At 46.1% G+C, this 14334-nt stretch carries 13 protein-coding genes; 3 read left to right on the top strand and 10 right to left on the bottom strand.

The annotated features are described in order from the left end of the window. Positions 1-16: 16 nt before the first annotated feature. The 5 genes from DFR28_RS06080 to DFR28_RS06060 all read right to left on the bottom strand — a co-directional run bounded on the left by DFR28_RS06080 (position 17) and on the right by DFR28_RS06060 (position 4317). Positions 17-1564: a membrane dipeptidase gene (locus DFR28_RS06080; protein ID WP_113953459.1), complete on the bottom strand. Its 1548-nt coding sequence runs from the start codon at positions 1562-1564 to the stop codon at positions 17-19. Beyond that, on the bottom strand, positions 1565-2224 hold the full coding sequence (locus DFR28_RS06075) for a hypothetical protein (protein ID WP_113953458.1): 660 nt from the start codon (positions 2222-2224) through the stop codon (positions 1565-1567). A gap of 417 nt (positions 2225-2641) precedes the next feature. Beyond that, positions 2642-2911 (bottom strand): hypothetical protein, encoded by a 270-nt coding sequence (locus DFR28_RS06070; RefSeq protein ID WP_113953457.1) that lies wholly within the window; start codon positions 2909-2911, stop codon positions 2642-2644. Positions 2912-2943: 32 nt separating this feature from the next. Next, positions 2944-3522, bottom strand: a complete 579-nt coding sequence (locus DFR28_RS06065) for an outer membrane protein (RefSeq protein WP_113953456.1) — start codon at positions 3520-3522, stop codon at positions 2944-2946. 153 nt (positions 3523-3675) lie between these two features. Continuing rightward, a complete protein-coding gene (locus DFR28_RS06060) occupies positions 3676-4317 on the bottom strand; it encodes a hypothetical protein (RefSeq protein ID WP_113953455.1) in 642 nt (213 codons plus the stop codon). Positions 4318-4583: 266 nt separating this feature from the next. Here DFR28_RS06060 and DFR28_RS06055 point away from each other — a divergent pair, with 266 nt between their 5' ends. After that, entirely contained in the window at positions 4584-5534 is a 951-nt protein-coding gene (locus DFR28_RS06055; protein ID WP_113953454.1) for a hypothetical protein, read from the top strand. Between the two features lie 123 nt (positions 5535-5657). Further along, positions 5658-6011 (top strand): hypothetical protein, encoded by a 354-nt coding sequence (locus tag DFR28_RS06050; protein WP_113953453.1) that lies wholly within the window; start codon positions 5658-5660, stop codon positions 6009-6011. Positions 6012-6207: 196 nt separating this feature from the next. On the opposite strand, the gene DFR28_RS06045 is transcribed toward DFR28_RS06050, so the two are convergent. From DFR28_RS06045 to DFR28_RS06025, 5 genes are all read right to left on the bottom strand, one after another. Next, the gene (locus DFR28_RS06045; RefSeq protein ID WP_113953452.1) at positions 6208-6828 is read right to left on the bottom strand and encodes a hypothetical protein; all 621 of its coding nucleotides are present in this window, start codon (positions 6826-6828) and stop codon (positions 6208-6210) included. 747 nt (positions 6829-7575) lie between these two features. After that, complete coding sequence (locus DFR28_RS06040) at positions 7576-8253, bottom strand: glutathione S-transferase family protein (RefSeq protein ID WP_113953451.1); 678 nt, start codon at positions 8251-8253, stop codon at positions 7576-7578. After that, positions 8250-8921, bottom strand: coding sequence for a glutathione S-transferase family protein (locus DFR28_RS06035; protein WP_113953450.1), 672 nt, complete (start codon positions 8919-8921; stop codon positions 8250-8252). Before DFR28_RS06035 ends, DFR28_RS06040 begins: the two co-directional genes overlap by 4 nt. Positions 8922-9295: 374 nt before the next feature. Next, positions 9296-12013 (bottom strand): Ig-like domain-containing protein, encoded by a 2718-nt coding sequence (locus tag DFR28_RS06030; RefSeq protein ID WP_113953449.1) that lies wholly within the window; start codon positions 12011-12013, stop codon positions 9296-9298. 591 nt (positions 12014-12604) lie between these two features. Continuing rightward, a complete protein-coding gene (locus DFR28_RS06025; RefSeq protein WP_211316896.1) occupies positions 12605-13492 on the bottom strand; it encodes a LysR family transcriptional regulator in 888 nt (295 codons plus the stop codon). 119 nt (positions 13493-13611) lie between these two features. Between DFR28_RS06025 and DFR28_RS06020 the strand changes: the two genes are divergently transcribed. After that, positions 13612-14259 (top strand): class I SAM-dependent methyltransferase, encoded by a 648-nt coding sequence (locus tag DFR28_RS06020; RefSeq protein WP_113953447.1) that lies wholly within the window; start codon positions 13612-13614, stop codon positions 14257-14259. The last annotated feature ends 75 nt before the right edge of the window (positions 14260-14334 follow it).

Genomic DNA, 14334 nt, shown 5'->3' with positions numbered 1-14334 from the left:
GGCTTCAGATGAAGAATCAGTTCGATGCAGCAATTGATTCAGCGCGTTCCCACATGGTCACAAACCGCTCAGCAGAACCATCCAAATGATCAATGTACTGCTGCGGCACACCAATATTCTCTAGATCCTGCATTAACTGGGGTAGCAAACCTACGTGCGCCAGCCCTTTGCGTTGCACATCTTGCGTCGCGGGGTCATTGTCGGGGTAGCAACGAGGTTTCATTTGCGTTATGAACCCGTTCAGGTCTGCGCCAAACCCCAAACTAAGCCCTTGATCAACGCCAGCCATTAAGGATTGCGCAAAAGATCGTATTGAACCATCGCAATAGTTCCCAATGTTCGCGTTATGCGTGGTGGTAGCTTCCAACCCAGTGCGTAAGCCAACCATACCGCCAGTCGCGTTGATTAAACTGATTTCGCTCGGTTTGATGTGCTTCTCATTCCGTTGGTCTTTGCTCCCATCTATCGAATTGAATAGATGTGCGTGAGAATAGAACATTGGGTAGTTACTATTCTGCGCCAAAATCGAGTGAATTTGTGTAAGTGATAAGCGCGACACGTGCGCCACATCAACTAACATACCGCGATCGATCATAGCATTCACCAACAGCGACCCATCGCCAGTCAGCCCTTGCGAGTTTAGGTGCGTGTCACCATCACAATCGTTCCCGCAACTCACATCGTTAATCGGGCTCATTTCACCTTTAACGACCTCAACCAAGTTCACTGTTTGCACTAGCTTGGGAATCGGCGCTGCACCTGAAAAGCGATTATTATGGTGATGAACCAATTGCACTGAGCGAACACCTTTATTGTAAAGCTGGTCAAGCTGAGTCGTAATACTACCGCTCGGAATCAAATTGCTGACCTCCACCGCGACAACTAAGGCGAGCTTGTTTTGTGACGCTAGGCTACGCGCTTCCGCTGGTGATCTGGCAATGCCAACCCAGCTTGAATGATTAGCCACAAACTGATTTAGTTTGTCTATTTGGCGATGCACAGAGGCCATTTCATCGCAGTTATACAGACGTTTTGAAGATGGTGTATTGCGACATAGGAAATTGGATTCCGCGAGTGATACAACCATAACCTTCATTCCACCGTCGAATGCTTGACGAAGGTGCCCATGCCACATCTGTTGATGCGCTAAACCATCATGACGTGGCCAGTGTTCAAAATGAGGGCGTGGACAGGTGCCTGGAATTGTAATGCCGAATACCTTTTTACACTTGCGTCGGTCGTAGCCACGTCGCTTGCCTAAATGAATTCCAGTATCGGTTGCGATGAACTCGGCTATTCCGGGTAAATTGGCAATAGCGCCGTGGCTCTGGGCTGGGTTGCCATCACATCGACGCAAGGCCCAGTCAATTGATCCTTCGACCGTTCCCCAATACCAACTGCCACCAAAGGTATGTTCGGCCATTAAGTGTGAGTGTAGATCTGCAAAGCCAACAATAGGCTGCGCTTGCGAATGTATCGGCTTGGTGAGAAGAAGAAAGCCGAGCATAATCGTAAATACTAAGGTCAGCCATTGTGGCCGGTAACTAGATGATAGGGTTTTCATTTATTTCTCCTGTGATGGAATATTGATCAGAGTTATTTTTTTTATAAACGGCGGGGTATTCGCGGACAAATCAATCGCCAAAGCCGGTCGGCCGTACTGATCTCCGAGATACAGCGTGTTGGTTGCTTCATCAAACCCCATTCCATGGAGTGGTTGAGAAGGCAGGTTTAGCAGCACTCGATCATCTCGCGTATCCAGTTCAGTATCGACTGTCTGCACTTGAATTGCGCCGTCGAGATACAAGTATCGAGTATGTCCAAATGAAGACTCGACCAAAAGCTCGAAAGGGTTTTCAAAATTTGACAACAGGCTAGTTACTTGCGACCCATCTTGATTTGCTGTTTTAAAGGTCGCGTCCCCGGAACTGCTCCAGATCAAGCGGTTACCAATAGGCTCAATTGCAAAACCATACGGCGCGTTAAGGTCGGCTATGAAGGCTTGCCAGTCTGGCACTTTGACAAACTCCGATGGGCTTGATTTAGCGCCTGACTCGAGCTCGGAAGAGGGCGGTGACTGATTAGATTTAGCGGTAAGCGGTAGTGAATGCGTGAGAGGTAACGTGAGGTCGGTAGTAGGGCTTATTTCAAGCAGCACTACACCAGCTAGCCCGATGCTCCCAAGCAGGGCTACCAAAACCAGATAGTAGCTACACTTGCGCATTGCTCAGCGGACACAATACGCGGTGAAGTAGGGCTAAATAATGCTGAAATACGACCATAGTCAGTAACACCAGATTATTGAAGGTTGCTTGTTAGCATACAAGTTCTGTCTGAAACGCGAACAGGGTCAAAAAAATATAACAGCTCTTGCCGTCATATTTTTTTCATATTTAAGGATTATTCAAAGGCCAATATAAAAAACTTAGAGTGAGCCGTAAACTGCTGGTCTACGCTCGAAGCATCATCCTTGGCTTCAGGTTTAAGCCCTCTCACATATGAAAGGGCATCGGATAGCGGCAATGGAAGAAATAGGTAAAGTTACCGCTTAGGCGAGTAGGCCAAGTCTAAACCACGGCATTGAAAGTCCCAACTCTATAATAGCAGAGGCGCTCGTGAACGAGGCATTGCGACACCTAAGTCAAGAGTCCACTTTCATTATATCTAGTATCTGTTTACTGTAATTTGCCGTGGCTAACTGAGCGTGAAGTGACTGACCTGCAACCACTAATAGTAATCCGAACAAACTAATAGCGATCGATATTGGAATGGCTATTAGCCCAACCTGACCAGCCTTTTGGATCATAAAGATAGGTGCTGTACAGGATAATATAATGACGGACCAACCTAGAAATGATACAAACCCACCGAGTGCGGAACTGGTTTGGTAAGCGCTGCTTGTGTTACTCATGTTAACCTCCGATTCGTTTGTTATTGGCTGCTTTAAAAGTGCCATGCGAAGCCGACACTGGTGGTAGAGATATCACTAGACAAAGCAAAGTACTCTGCTTTGATAGAAAAGCTCTCAATGAAGTTGAGCCTAAGACCTGCCCCGTATGAAAAATACCCTCCGTCAATTTCACCTAAACTTCCGTCAACTACAGCAATTCCATTTACTCGACCTATGGTCTGGACGTCGGCACTAATCAGGCTGTATCCTGCTAGCCCGTACACTGAAAAATTGTCAGTCAAAGCCAAATCCGGTGATGCCAAGAGTGACGCAAACTTCAAATCCGCAGCTGTTTCACTCAAAGTCGACGTATAACCGCGGGCTTCAGCAGCCTCACCTCCAAGCCCTAAATTGGTCTCATTTTCTATGTCGTCCAGAGCCGCTCCCAATCGAATGAGAACTGCTACTGGATAACTCTCGAGCTCAAAGCCATATGCGAGTTGTGCAAATTCAGTATCGCCATTCCCGATCTCGACTTGTCCAGCAGACAACTCGAATAATTTTTCGGCCTGTGCATTCAAAACAAACATTATTAGAGTCATACTAACTAAAAGCTTAATGATTTTTTTCATTGGATATACCTATACATTGTTATTTTAATTTTCTTGATCAAGATTGATATGCGCCCATAAAGATGAGCTACGTTTTGTCATCAACTCTACGATTTTCGCGTTTTTTAACGCATACTTACGAACACTAATTCGATCTACACATCAACCAACAAGCTACCCATCCTTAGGTTGATCTGATGCTGTCGATTGGCTCGCATAAAATGCTTCCGCGATATCGCTCGCCACGTCATTTGATGATTTGGGCTTCTTATAATTCGAAGACACAACTAAAATTATTTTTTTTGATTTAACGTCAATTAACTTGAGAGTCGCCCCTGTTATTCCTTGTTTCATTCCCATACCAATCCCCATAAAGCCTGAGTTAAAATCCTGCCCCACTTCAACTGAACCTGAGAAAATCGCATCCACACCAGCCATTTCAGCCGCCACCAAAAGCGAGCCTGTGTCTGAGCCTAGCTTGTTTTCTAACACGAGGCTCTCTAGCATTGTGTACTCCTCTACATTTAGCCCTTTCATCAAAAACTCCTTCGCCAGATTGTCTGCAAGAGTAGTTCCGGCTCCAGGTGAGAATGGATTATTACCACCTTCCGCAACCAGAAAGCTTGCGGATTTCACGGACTGAATTGAGGAATAGTCAAACCCTTGTCGAAACACAATTTCTATATCTTTGAACTTATTCTGACTACTTTGCACTGAAGCTCTCGTCCCTTCTAGGATCAATGCCGGTACGGCCGTACAACCAGCAAGCAACAGCAAAAATCCTGCAACTACAATTATCTTTCCGCTTAAATTCATTCAATTCTCCTTTGTAACTATAATGAGACTGTTGAGAAACATTGAGTTTGTGAAGGCCGATTTAGTCGTTGTCGCCCTTATTACCCAATAGCAAGGTTTGCCCAAGTGCATCCGTTTTTACTATTAATTATTAGCCAGCGGGCTTGAACGACACCAATCTTCTATAACAGCGGAAATATTTCTGTTATTTTTTTGTTATTCGACGTTATATTCGACTAAATCTGTTAAAAATAGCTGTAGAAACTTAATTAAACGGATATTGGCAGATGTACCACCGACCACCACCAGCCATTGCACTAGAGTGGCCCTTAGGCCTAGTAATGGATGTTTGCCTCAAGGTCGGGCTAGGAAAGTCTGACTCGGAGACGGATTCCTGGACTGAGTCCGAGATTTCCGAGCATTTAGCCATAAGTCAAATCCGCCATTGGTACGAACAACCTCCAGGCATGAGTAGTGAAAGCCTAGTCAGATTCACTCAATTGGTTACCTCAGGTGAAGCTTACAGTCAGGAATGGGCAACCTTGATCTCTCATGCCGCGTCCCGCAAGGGAAAACGCTCTGCAGATAGGAGGCGCTATTTCGGAATATCACGATTCGGAAAAACGTCTGGTCGAGATGTAATATTGCCAAAATTGGCTGGTATGCGCACAATCACCTTAGCGGGAATCGAAAAAAGCCTAGCCTTACCTTCGCCTCCCTTTGAAAAAGGACCTCGTTCTATAAAGTCCAGTACTGCCATTAAGTATATTCTCGTGTTTTTTGTTGCCTTGGCGGCTATTGTGGTGGCCAAGTCGGTACAGAAACATCATGAAGGTGAAGGTTTCGGCACTGTATTTGGCGAAATACGATTTTGTTCGAATGAGAATTTCGCGTACTTACCGCACAATCAATGTAAATCCGATCAGCGCGTTTTCACTACAACACACAAAAAGATTTATTTGAGCTTTGAAGCGATCACGGAAGTAGAACCGGGAACTAAATTTAGGCTGCAGTGGCTTAGAAATGGAGAGGTTCAAATCGAGCGCGAGCGCCCATGGAGACAAGCATTTGCCTTTGATCATCGATACGCATCAACTCATATTAAAATGCAGAAGTACGAAAACCTCCCGAAAGGTTGGGCAGAACCAGGACGTTATTACGTTCGATTTTTTATAAACGATGCCTTTGTTGATGAAGCAAAGTTCGATATTGTCTCAACAGACCCTCTAGGGCTGTAATGATCAATCAATAACTAGACAATCTCGGCTATCGATCCGAATAGTCTCTGAGAGCACATCGTTTACTCAATTATTTTAGACGTTACCGAATACGCTTTTAATACCCAAAACACAGGCGATGGCGTGATCACTAATTCATTCAACAACTGTTTTGAGAATGCCATCAAGGGCGGGGTTGGTTGCTCGGCCATCGGCTTAGTGTCAAGTGACTCACGTGACAACGGTCTGCAGCACCAGCCGCTCCTTGAGGCCAACTCAAACTTACACTCAGCTGGGGAAGAGGGCGACCGAATCGGCGCCAATATTACCAATAAGACCGGTATAGATGGATCACTCTGGAGCGACCCAGGTTTCGATATGCCATCAATCGAACCACTGCGGCCTTGGCCATATCAAGAAAGAATTAGCAACGATATGCGTACTGCGATATTGAACGGCGCGAATACTTCCGCACGCTGCCGACAATCAGGACGCTGACCAACTAGATATGGAGCGCCTTGGAGAACCCAACACCATCAGATATTGACATCGTGCGACCAACAACGTCAGAAAAGACCAGCGATCTCCACTTTCCGATTAGCAGCCAAGCAGCGGTTTCAGCTGTTTGTTGATGATTAGGAGTCCCGCGATAAATAAGCGGTTAGTTATTACTAAAGATTAGAAATCGACGCTGTTACTCCGAGAACGCAAACGTCGCCCAAGTCGACTTATCTTCATCTTCCGCTTTTTCTGGGTACCGTAAATCCATCCACTTACCATCACGCTTAATACTCACGCCAAACATCATATTCCAAGTATTCCCGGGGAACTTTTTGCGTAACACCTGAACCTGCCTGTGTAACCCTGTATAGAACTTAGGGCGCTTTCCATTTTCAGAATCTTCATTGCCAAAATAGGGTACCCAGAATCCGGCCCAATCTTTGAGAATCCATGTTTCGGGGTCGCTCCACCCTTGGTCGGTGAATACCCGCTCTCCCATTTGAGCGGAAAGGTGAAATTTGTGAAGATAGCCGGTTTCTGCATGCTCTATGTAAAGATCTAAAACCGCCGTGTCTGTTGCCTCTCCTTTGGCACAAATATAAAAGGACTCGTCATCATGCATTAGGTACACGAATGCCTGGTGTGGTAGCTCAAGTTTTGTTGCTGCGTGCCATTCATCATCATTGCCGCATCGGCCGTCCAATAGCGCAGCTGTGCCGGTCGGGTTAATGGTAATAGCTTTGGAATAACTAGCATCAGTATTTACGAGTAATAGGGCAGCGCCCAATAGCACCAGTATTGACATATTTTTCATAAATTTCCTCGAGTCAGTTCGAATTTAAGGCGTTTACCTACAGCCCATGATCTAAGTTCTCTTTATTGAAAGCGAAACACTAGAATCGACTTTAGGGCATCAAGACTTAAATCACATGAAGTTCAAATGATTTTCACCTGACTTCTTGCTGACATGAAAAATAAACACTATTAATCAGTATGTTACAGAGACAATCTCAGCTTAAAAATCAGGTAACAACAAAAGTAGGTGCGGCGTATTAGCGAGAATCTAGATATTATCCGTGCTTCTGAGGTTAGCGATAATAGACAAAGCGAACACTTAATTCGGAGGTTTGAAAGGCATACTTGAGGGAAATAGTACCCGAGATAGTCCTCTGCTTAAAAATGAGTCAATCGCGAAATATTGGCGTCGAATATAGCGATACAAAAGTTACAAACAATGTTATCCACAGGTTGTGTGGACAAGTATAAATAGCTCGTCGACACACATTGCTCCTCTCATTAAAGCGGCAATCAACGGCGAGCCTGCCGAAGCTGCCTACGTGCGACTCATATACGGTCAACACAAGCTGAACATTGCCTAGAATCTATTTGAATATCGACGCTAAGCCATACTCTGCTGCCACGAACAACTTCTCAGACGGCTAAAGCCGGTTCCGTTCTATGTCAGCTCGTTGCGTGAGCCATCCCTGTTCATAACTCAAGCACTTTAGCTGACTGCCCTCAAAAATGGCAGTTCTACTAAAGTGCTTAACATTCGAGGAGTTTAGAGCAAGGACTGACCACCTTTTTTAAAGGCTTCTTGTTCTTTTTTACTCGCCATTAACGCGGCCAAATCGATAGGCACTTTAATGCCTGCAATTGCGGCTGGGCGTTCATCGATTTGTTGCATCCAGCGTTGTAGGTTATCTAAACCGGTAATATCTGCGCCGGACCAATTATGAATTCTTGCCCAACACCAATTGGCAATATCGGCTATGGAGTAGTCGCCAGCCAAGTACTCATGGTCTGATAAGTGTTTATCCAATACGCCCAAAAGACGGGTTGATTCGTTCTGGTATCGATCAATCACGACTTGGATTTTCTCAGGGAAGTAACGATGAAAAACGTTCGCTTGACCCATCATTGGTCCGAGTCCCCCCATTTGGAACATAAGCCATTGCATAACTTGAGAACGGCCTTTAGCGCCACTTGGCATCAAACGTCCTGTCTTTTCAGCCAGATGAATCATAATTGCGCCAGATTCAAAAATAGCCAGCCCGTCTAAGTCATGGTCAATGATTGCTGGAATACGACCATTCGGGTTTATTTTTAAAAACGAATCCTTCTTTTGATCTCCGTCAGTCAGGCTTAAAAGGTGAACGGTGTAATCTAGCCCCAGCTCTTCTAACGTGACCGATACCTTATGGCCATTAGGCGTTGGTGCGGTGTATAAATCGATCATTTCGAACCCTGTATTTTTTCTTTAACGGCGCTGATAACAGCGATCTCGGTTTGCAATAATTCTTGTGATGTTGGTCGCGCTTGTATTTTGGCGAAGTGCGCCATGAGTGAAGGGTACAACTCAGCTTCTGGAAGGTGACCGGTGTGCAACAAGCTTGTAATTTGTGAATAGACGGCTATATCGGCTACCCCTAGTTCGGAACCTGCGAACCACTCCTTACCATCGATTTGTGCTTCTAAATACGCAAACCTTGGAGGCAAAGTAACCGTCAAAGCCTCTTTGATAGCCTCAAGATCAACCGGCTTGCCCATCATTGGTTTAATTAAGGCCGGACGAAACACACCCAGACCAATGTCAGAAGCCAAAGCCGTGTCAGCGTATTCTTCAATCCACAAAGCCTGACCGCGAGCTTTAGGCTCAGATGACAGTAAAGCAGGAGAGGGCTGTTTTGCATCAAGGTAAGCCACAATTGCCGAGCTGTCAGCCAGAAAAAAACCATCTTCTTCAAGGACTGGAATACGGCGTAACGGACTTATTTCTTCAAAGTTCGCAGGTGGTGCAAAAGGGTTTAGGTCTTGTCGTTCAATCGCGATATTTTTTTCCGCCGCAACTAAGCTGACTTTACGAACGAACGGGGACAGAATAGACCCATGAATGATTATTGACATTAGTGAGTTACCTTAAATTTAATACAGTTATCAGAGTCAGTGGTAGCCGACAATCTAACACAGACTGTCAAATTATATATTTGTGTTGGAACTAAGACCACGGAACTAAGAGCGCGGAACTAAGACCGCGGAACTAAGACGCCGCGGGATAAAAAGCAACTTCGGTGGGTCTTCCGCCAAACAAGCGTGGTGGCAGGTTACGGATCTACCGCATGTGTGGACAAGACCACTGGTCCATGGATGTAACCTGCGCAGAATAGGGCAGGCTTTCAAGGCTTAAACACTGTTCAAGCCCTAAGCTAATTTAAAAAATCTCAGAGCAGCTCTTATAAACCCAGAGCTACTCGTTGATTTTTTTCACCGCATAGCCAGGCCTAGTTTGACACGGTAACGTTGACATGGCCTTTGCTGAAATTGCCGTTGCCATCGCTTACCCAGTAATAAAAGGTGTCTACGCCGGTAAATCCAAAATTGGGCATGTAGGTAACACTGCTAGCCGAATCTTGGAATACCCTTCCGTCTCTAGGTTGCACAATGCCATCCACATACAAGGAGTCGTTTTCTGGATCAGTGTCATTGGTTGTGAGGTTAAGTTGTACGGCGGTTTCTACCGTGGTGCTCGCTGCATCATCGATAGCCGTTGGCGACGCACTCGCTATATTGATGTCGCCCATGTCTACGGCGTCTGCCCAAGCATGGAATTGATTGCCTAACACGGACACAACATCTGGGCCGAGAAACGTCTTAAAGCCAACCTTATGAATCTCGCCAGTGGCGCGATCACTGAAATAATTTTCAACTACAGTGTAAATATCTCCAGAATCGGTGTCGTGGTAGTAGCCATTAATCTCAACATTGGCAATCATGTCGCGAACAAAGATGCCATAGGTGTCAACTCCAGCCGGCACAGGCGTCTGCCCGATGCTATCGGTTTTAAAGCCCGTATAAGACACACCGGCGCCGGCGGAGGTCGCAGCGGACAGGTATTCAAATCGACCACCGTTGTTATTCACGTCTACGCTGAATCTACCCGGCACCAAATCGTCATTACTAATGATTAGATCGGTGGCGTCTTGTTCCACGAAATGGGTACCAACATTGGTAAAAGAGCCACCGATCACAACAAATTGATCTCTACCTGAATCCTCAGAATTCGTCTGATGTTTGCTCAATAGAATGCCTTCAGGAAAGCCGTTAATATGAATATCCTTAGCGACCATGTCAGTAGTATTGGTGCCAAACTCTAAGCCAAATGCAGGTGCATAGAACGGCGCAAGATTGCTGGGCGCGGCGATTAGATCAAAGTTATTAACAAGGTAATGCGAGGTATATTCAATTGCCGCTCCTGCGCGCACATTCCAAGCAGTAAAGTCACTGAGGGTTGTCATTATGTCGTGTTCTTGGTTCGGGTTTGCTTTAACAATATAGAGCCCAACGGTGTTCGCGAACGCCTCATTGTTGTCAAAGTCCCTAATCGGTGCATCGTCAGGCGTCGCGTCACTTCCAAGGCCTAGAGCCTCAGGCAACATAAACCGGTCCGGTGGAAAATTCAGCATTCCCGACCCGCGATGCAGGTATACAAAGCCATGATTCACGCTTGCGGCGATATTATCAATACTTCTTACCAGTCGGCCTTGGAACCAGAACCCGTCTCCGGTTCGCCCCATGTCAAAGCCTTCTCGGTCGTTGCCATTCTTTGGATTGAATGCGGAGTTACCCTCAGCTTTAATCGCAATATTGCCTGACCAAATTCCGGTTTCATTGCCGGTCTCCGCAACAAATCCTGCGCCAAAGGTATTGAACGACGCATTGTCGTGGAAGTCTGCATGACTGTCGTGATGTGTGTAGCCCCATCCTGGCGAGCCGAATACAGCATTACCGACCGCGACCGCAGGCTGACGTTGATCGGCTGTGCCGGTTCTATGAAAGTGAAAACTGTAGCGCCCCTGTACATTGCTGTTCGCGCTAACGGGTGACACATTGCTGATATCAAGGCTAGGAACGGATTTGTCCGTGCGGCCCAATTCATCAAATTCGGCGTACCGAACATCCACCTTATTGCTGTGCATAAACATCACGTGGCCGCGCTGGTGAACAGCTACCGAATCTGCGTTTTCAGTTCGAATTGCCACGTTCCGAGTAAAATTCGCAACGCTGGTTTTTAAATCGGCGCGTGGCGAAGTATGGTCGAATGCCAGTGCTGAATCCAAGGTGATGCTGTTGCCTGCAATAGACTCAATGGTACGCACTTCATCCTGCGTACCAAAGTAACGTACGGCACGAATGTCATTGTCCCATTTCCAGCCAAGATAGTAAGTGCCGGCAATCACCAGCTTATCGCCAATACGCCAACCAATTGGGCTCTCAGTAAGAGTCAATGAAGTTTGGCCCGCCAGCGGATCGCTAGCTACTTTTAGGTGCGTTGTTTTGACCGCGCCATGGATGCGAGTGGTGCCATGTGCAACCACACCGCGACTTAGCAGCATGGGGTCATGTTGAACATTAATATCACCGTTATCCGCGATCACTATTTCGGCGGATCGATTGGCCGGCATCGGGTTTGCTTTAGTGCCTATTTGTAACACGCCACGAGGGTCAACAACGAGCGTGTCCAGTACCATGCGGGTCGAACTTGAGGTTGAAAAATTCAGGTTTCCGTCCACTCGAACTGTATGTAAGCGTACATCGCTGTCAATGTCATAACTTACCGTAGTGTCCACCGGAATCACCACCTTAGCGCAGTCAGTCGGGATTCGCCCCGCGTACCAAGTGCTTTGACTGCTCCAGTTACCGCTTTGCACTGCTACGTGAGTGGCGTTGTCATAGTCGACAAAATCAAAAATTGCCATATGCTCAGCCATTTTGCCTGGGTCGGTATGCCCCGGCATAGGGTTTTCACCTAGGTCTGGCAGACTCGGGTCGCCGACCGCGTGAGCGCACAGGTCAAGCTCTTGTTCATCCAGCAACAGCATAATTGCACTGATATATTTTGCTGCTTCTGGGCCGGCAACGAGCTGAGACGGCATGCCCAAAATGAAGGGTAGGGCGAGTAATAGGGAGCGCGCAGGACTCAAAAATTCTAGTGATTTCATAGTGTTAGTGGTAGGTAGGTGGCTATGATTATGGTTCAAGCATTATCGGGCGCGCACATATATAAATCAATTGATCGCTAAGAGCATACGATACGTCGCGAAATATCCTTCATGCGTAGCCGGCAACGCCTAACGTGTCTTCGTAAAAATTCCCTCGCATGCTCATTTATTGATTCGGCATTTAACACCGTTGTGAAACCTGTCTGCGCTAACAAAGCATTCCAGCAACGAGCCACTTCAATTTCCGAGCACCTGTTCGAAGCACGGGGAGCGTGAGTGTCAGTATTCATTTTGGTAGTGAAGGTAACTCTTAATGCGCCCCACAAATCTTAGCAATGTTCAAACTCGCAGTAATACTCAATATTGGTGGCAACAATACCTAATTTTCAACCAACGACCGGTGTGCAGCGAAAGAATCTAGGGTTATGAATAAGTTAATATCAATATCCTCCGTTCCAGCAGAAAGTCATCAAGAATTAGGGAGGCTTAGATTATCGTTAAGAGGAAAGTAGATGTTCAGCATTTACCGGGCACATTTTCCCCAGCGTAATTAGGTCTTACTCCTCTCACGAGTTTGTTAGTAATAGTCTCTTAGCGCGCAAGTGCTTCGGCAAGCAAGTCAAATACCAGTCGAATTTTTTTGCTGGTGCGAAGTTCACGGTGTGTGGTTAACCAAATCGGAAACTGTACCAGGTCGAAATCTGGAATTACGCGCTGTACCAGCGGTTCCGTATCTCCGATGTCTTGCGGTGCAACACCAATTCCTAAGCCGATTTTAGTCATCTCCCAGTGGACAATATGATTCTCACAAAGCACTGAAATATTCTCGTCTGTGAGAGTTAGACCGAATCCAGCCATCGCCTTTAAATAAGTCTCGCGGCTACCTAGCGAAACAAAACTAGCACGCCCCAACTCTTGAACTGTGTTGATCGGGCCTAGCGTTTTTAGATAAGAGGGCGTAGCGTAAAAAGTTCCGCTCATCTCTTTGATCTTTTTGGTGATCAGCTCAGTTTGTGTAGGTCGAAAGGCGCGAACAGCAATATCAGCTTCGCGCTTTTGTAGATCACTGGTCTCATTTGATGCGACGATTTCAATTGTGATTCCAGGCTCTTCATCTTTGATTTTTTTAACAATCTTAGGCATCACCAACGAACCATAAATCTCACCTACTGAGATGCAGACGGTGCCCGAGACAGATTGCGACTGCCCCATTGCGGCCAACGAAACATGCTCTGCCGCCATGCCCATCGACGTGACATGCTCAAGCAAATAAAGGCCACTCTGTGTCAGCGTCAAGCCTCGTCCTACGCGTTCAAAAAGAGTGACATCTAATTCTCTTTCTAAGGCGTTCACTTGTCTTCCTAGGGTCGGTTGTGTGAGCCCTAAAACACGGGCCGCTGCCGACAACGAACCCTGTTCAGCGGTAACTAGGAATGCTCGCGCGTGATTCCAATCAAATTTTAAAGAATCCTTTTTCATACAAATACGCATAGAAAACATGCAATTATAGATCTGTAAAGGTTTAATATAAACCAATATAATTGATTAATGTCCAATACAGCGACGGTATCTCTTCGCAAAATAGCGAAAAATCAATTATGACCAGCCATAAGAATACGAATTCAAAAGCAAGTAAATTTTGGGATAAAGCGTCAAACAAGTATTCCAAGCAAGCAATTTCAGATGTGCCAAGTTATGAGAAGAAGCTTGAAGTTAGTCGGCGTTATCTAAGCGCTCAATCAAGAGTGTTCGAATTTGGTTGTGGTACCGGCTCGACCGCTTTGATCCATGCGCCTTACGTTGAACATATTCATGCTATTGACTTCTCAGAAAATATGATCGATATCGCAAAGTCGAAGGCAGACAAAGAAAAAATCACTAATGTCCGGTTTGAAAAAGCATCTATTGATAACTTCGTCGCGGCTCCCGAGTCTTATGATGCTGTATTGGGGTTGAGTGTGCTTCACTTACTCGACGACAGGGAGGCCGCGATTGCAAAGTCATTTGAGCTCGTTAAACCCGGCGGTGTATTCATCACTAGCAGTGCCTGCTTACGTGAAGGCTATTACATTCTACTCTGGCCCTTACTCTGGCTTGGAAAGCTGTTTGGGCAAGTTCCAACCGTAAAATTTGTTTCAGTCCGAAGCTTAGTGAACAGTTTAGTAGCCGCCGGTTTCGAAATCGACTACCAATGGCGACCAGCTAAAGCTCTGTGGGTTTTTATCGTCGCGAAAAAAAACAAATAGCTCATGACTAAGAACTATCGCAAAAGCTTTTGGGAGTGTTGCAGACATCAGTAATCTTTCAATTGGCCATACGAA

The sequence above is a fragment of the Arenicella xantha genome (assembly GCF_003315245.1).
Lineage (GTDB): Bacteria > Pseudomonadota > Gammaproteobacteria > Arenicellales > Arenicellaceae > Arenicella > Arenicella xantha.
This window is presented reverse-complemented; position numbering and strand designations above follow the sequence as displayed.

Excerpts from the sequence above, each read along its gene's own strand:
- DFR28_RS06080 (WP_113953459.1), bottom strand. The coding sequence starts at position 1,564 with ATGAAAACCCTATCATCTAGTTACCGGCCACAATGGCTGACCTTAGTA.
- DFR28_RS06075 (WP_113953458.1), bottom strand. The coding sequence starts at position 2,224 with ATGCGCAAGTGTAGCTACTATCTGGTTTTGGTAGCCCTGCTTGGGAGC.
- DFR28_RS06070 (WP_113953457.1), bottom strand. The coding sequence starts at position 2,911 with ATGAGTAACACAAGCAGCGCTTACCAAACCAGTTCCGCACTCGGTGGG.
- DFR28_RS06065 (WP_113953456.1), bottom strand. The coding sequence starts at position 3,522 with ATGAAAAAAATCATTAAGCTTTTAGTTAGTATGACTCTAATAATGTTT.
- DFR28_RS06060 (WP_113953455.1), bottom strand. The coding sequence starts at position 4,317 with ATGAATTTAAGCGGAAAGATAATTGTAGTTGCAGGATTTTTGCTGTTG.
- DFR28_RS06055 (WP_113953454.1), top strand. The coding sequence starts at position 4,584 with ATGTACCACCGACCACCACCAGCCATTGCACTAGAGTGGCCCTTAGGC.
- DFR28_RS06045 (WP_113953452.1), bottom strand. The coding sequence starts at position 6,828 with ATGAAAAATATGTCAATACTGGTGCTATTGGGCGCTGCCCTATTACTC.
- DFR28_RS06040 (WP_113953451.1), bottom strand. The coding sequence starts at position 8,253 with ATGATCGATTTATACACCGCACCAACGCCTAATGGCCATAAGGTATCG.
- DFR28_RS06035 (WP_113953450.1), bottom strand. The coding sequence starts at position 8,921 with ATGTCAATAATCATTCATGGGTCTATTCTGTCCCCGTTCGTTCGTAAA.
- DFR28_RS06030 (WP_113953449.1), bottom strand. The coding sequence starts at position 12,013 with ATGAAATCACTAGAATTTTTGAGTCCTGCGCGCTCCCTATTACTCGCC.
- DFR28_RS06025 (WP_211316896.1), bottom strand. The coding sequence starts at position 13,492 with ATGAAAAAGGATTCTTTAAAATTTGATTGGAATCACGCGCGAGCATTC.
- DFR28_RS06020 (WP_113953447.1), top strand. The coding sequence starts at position 13,612 with ATGACCAGCCATAAGAATACGAATTCAAAAGCAAGTAAATTTTGGGAT.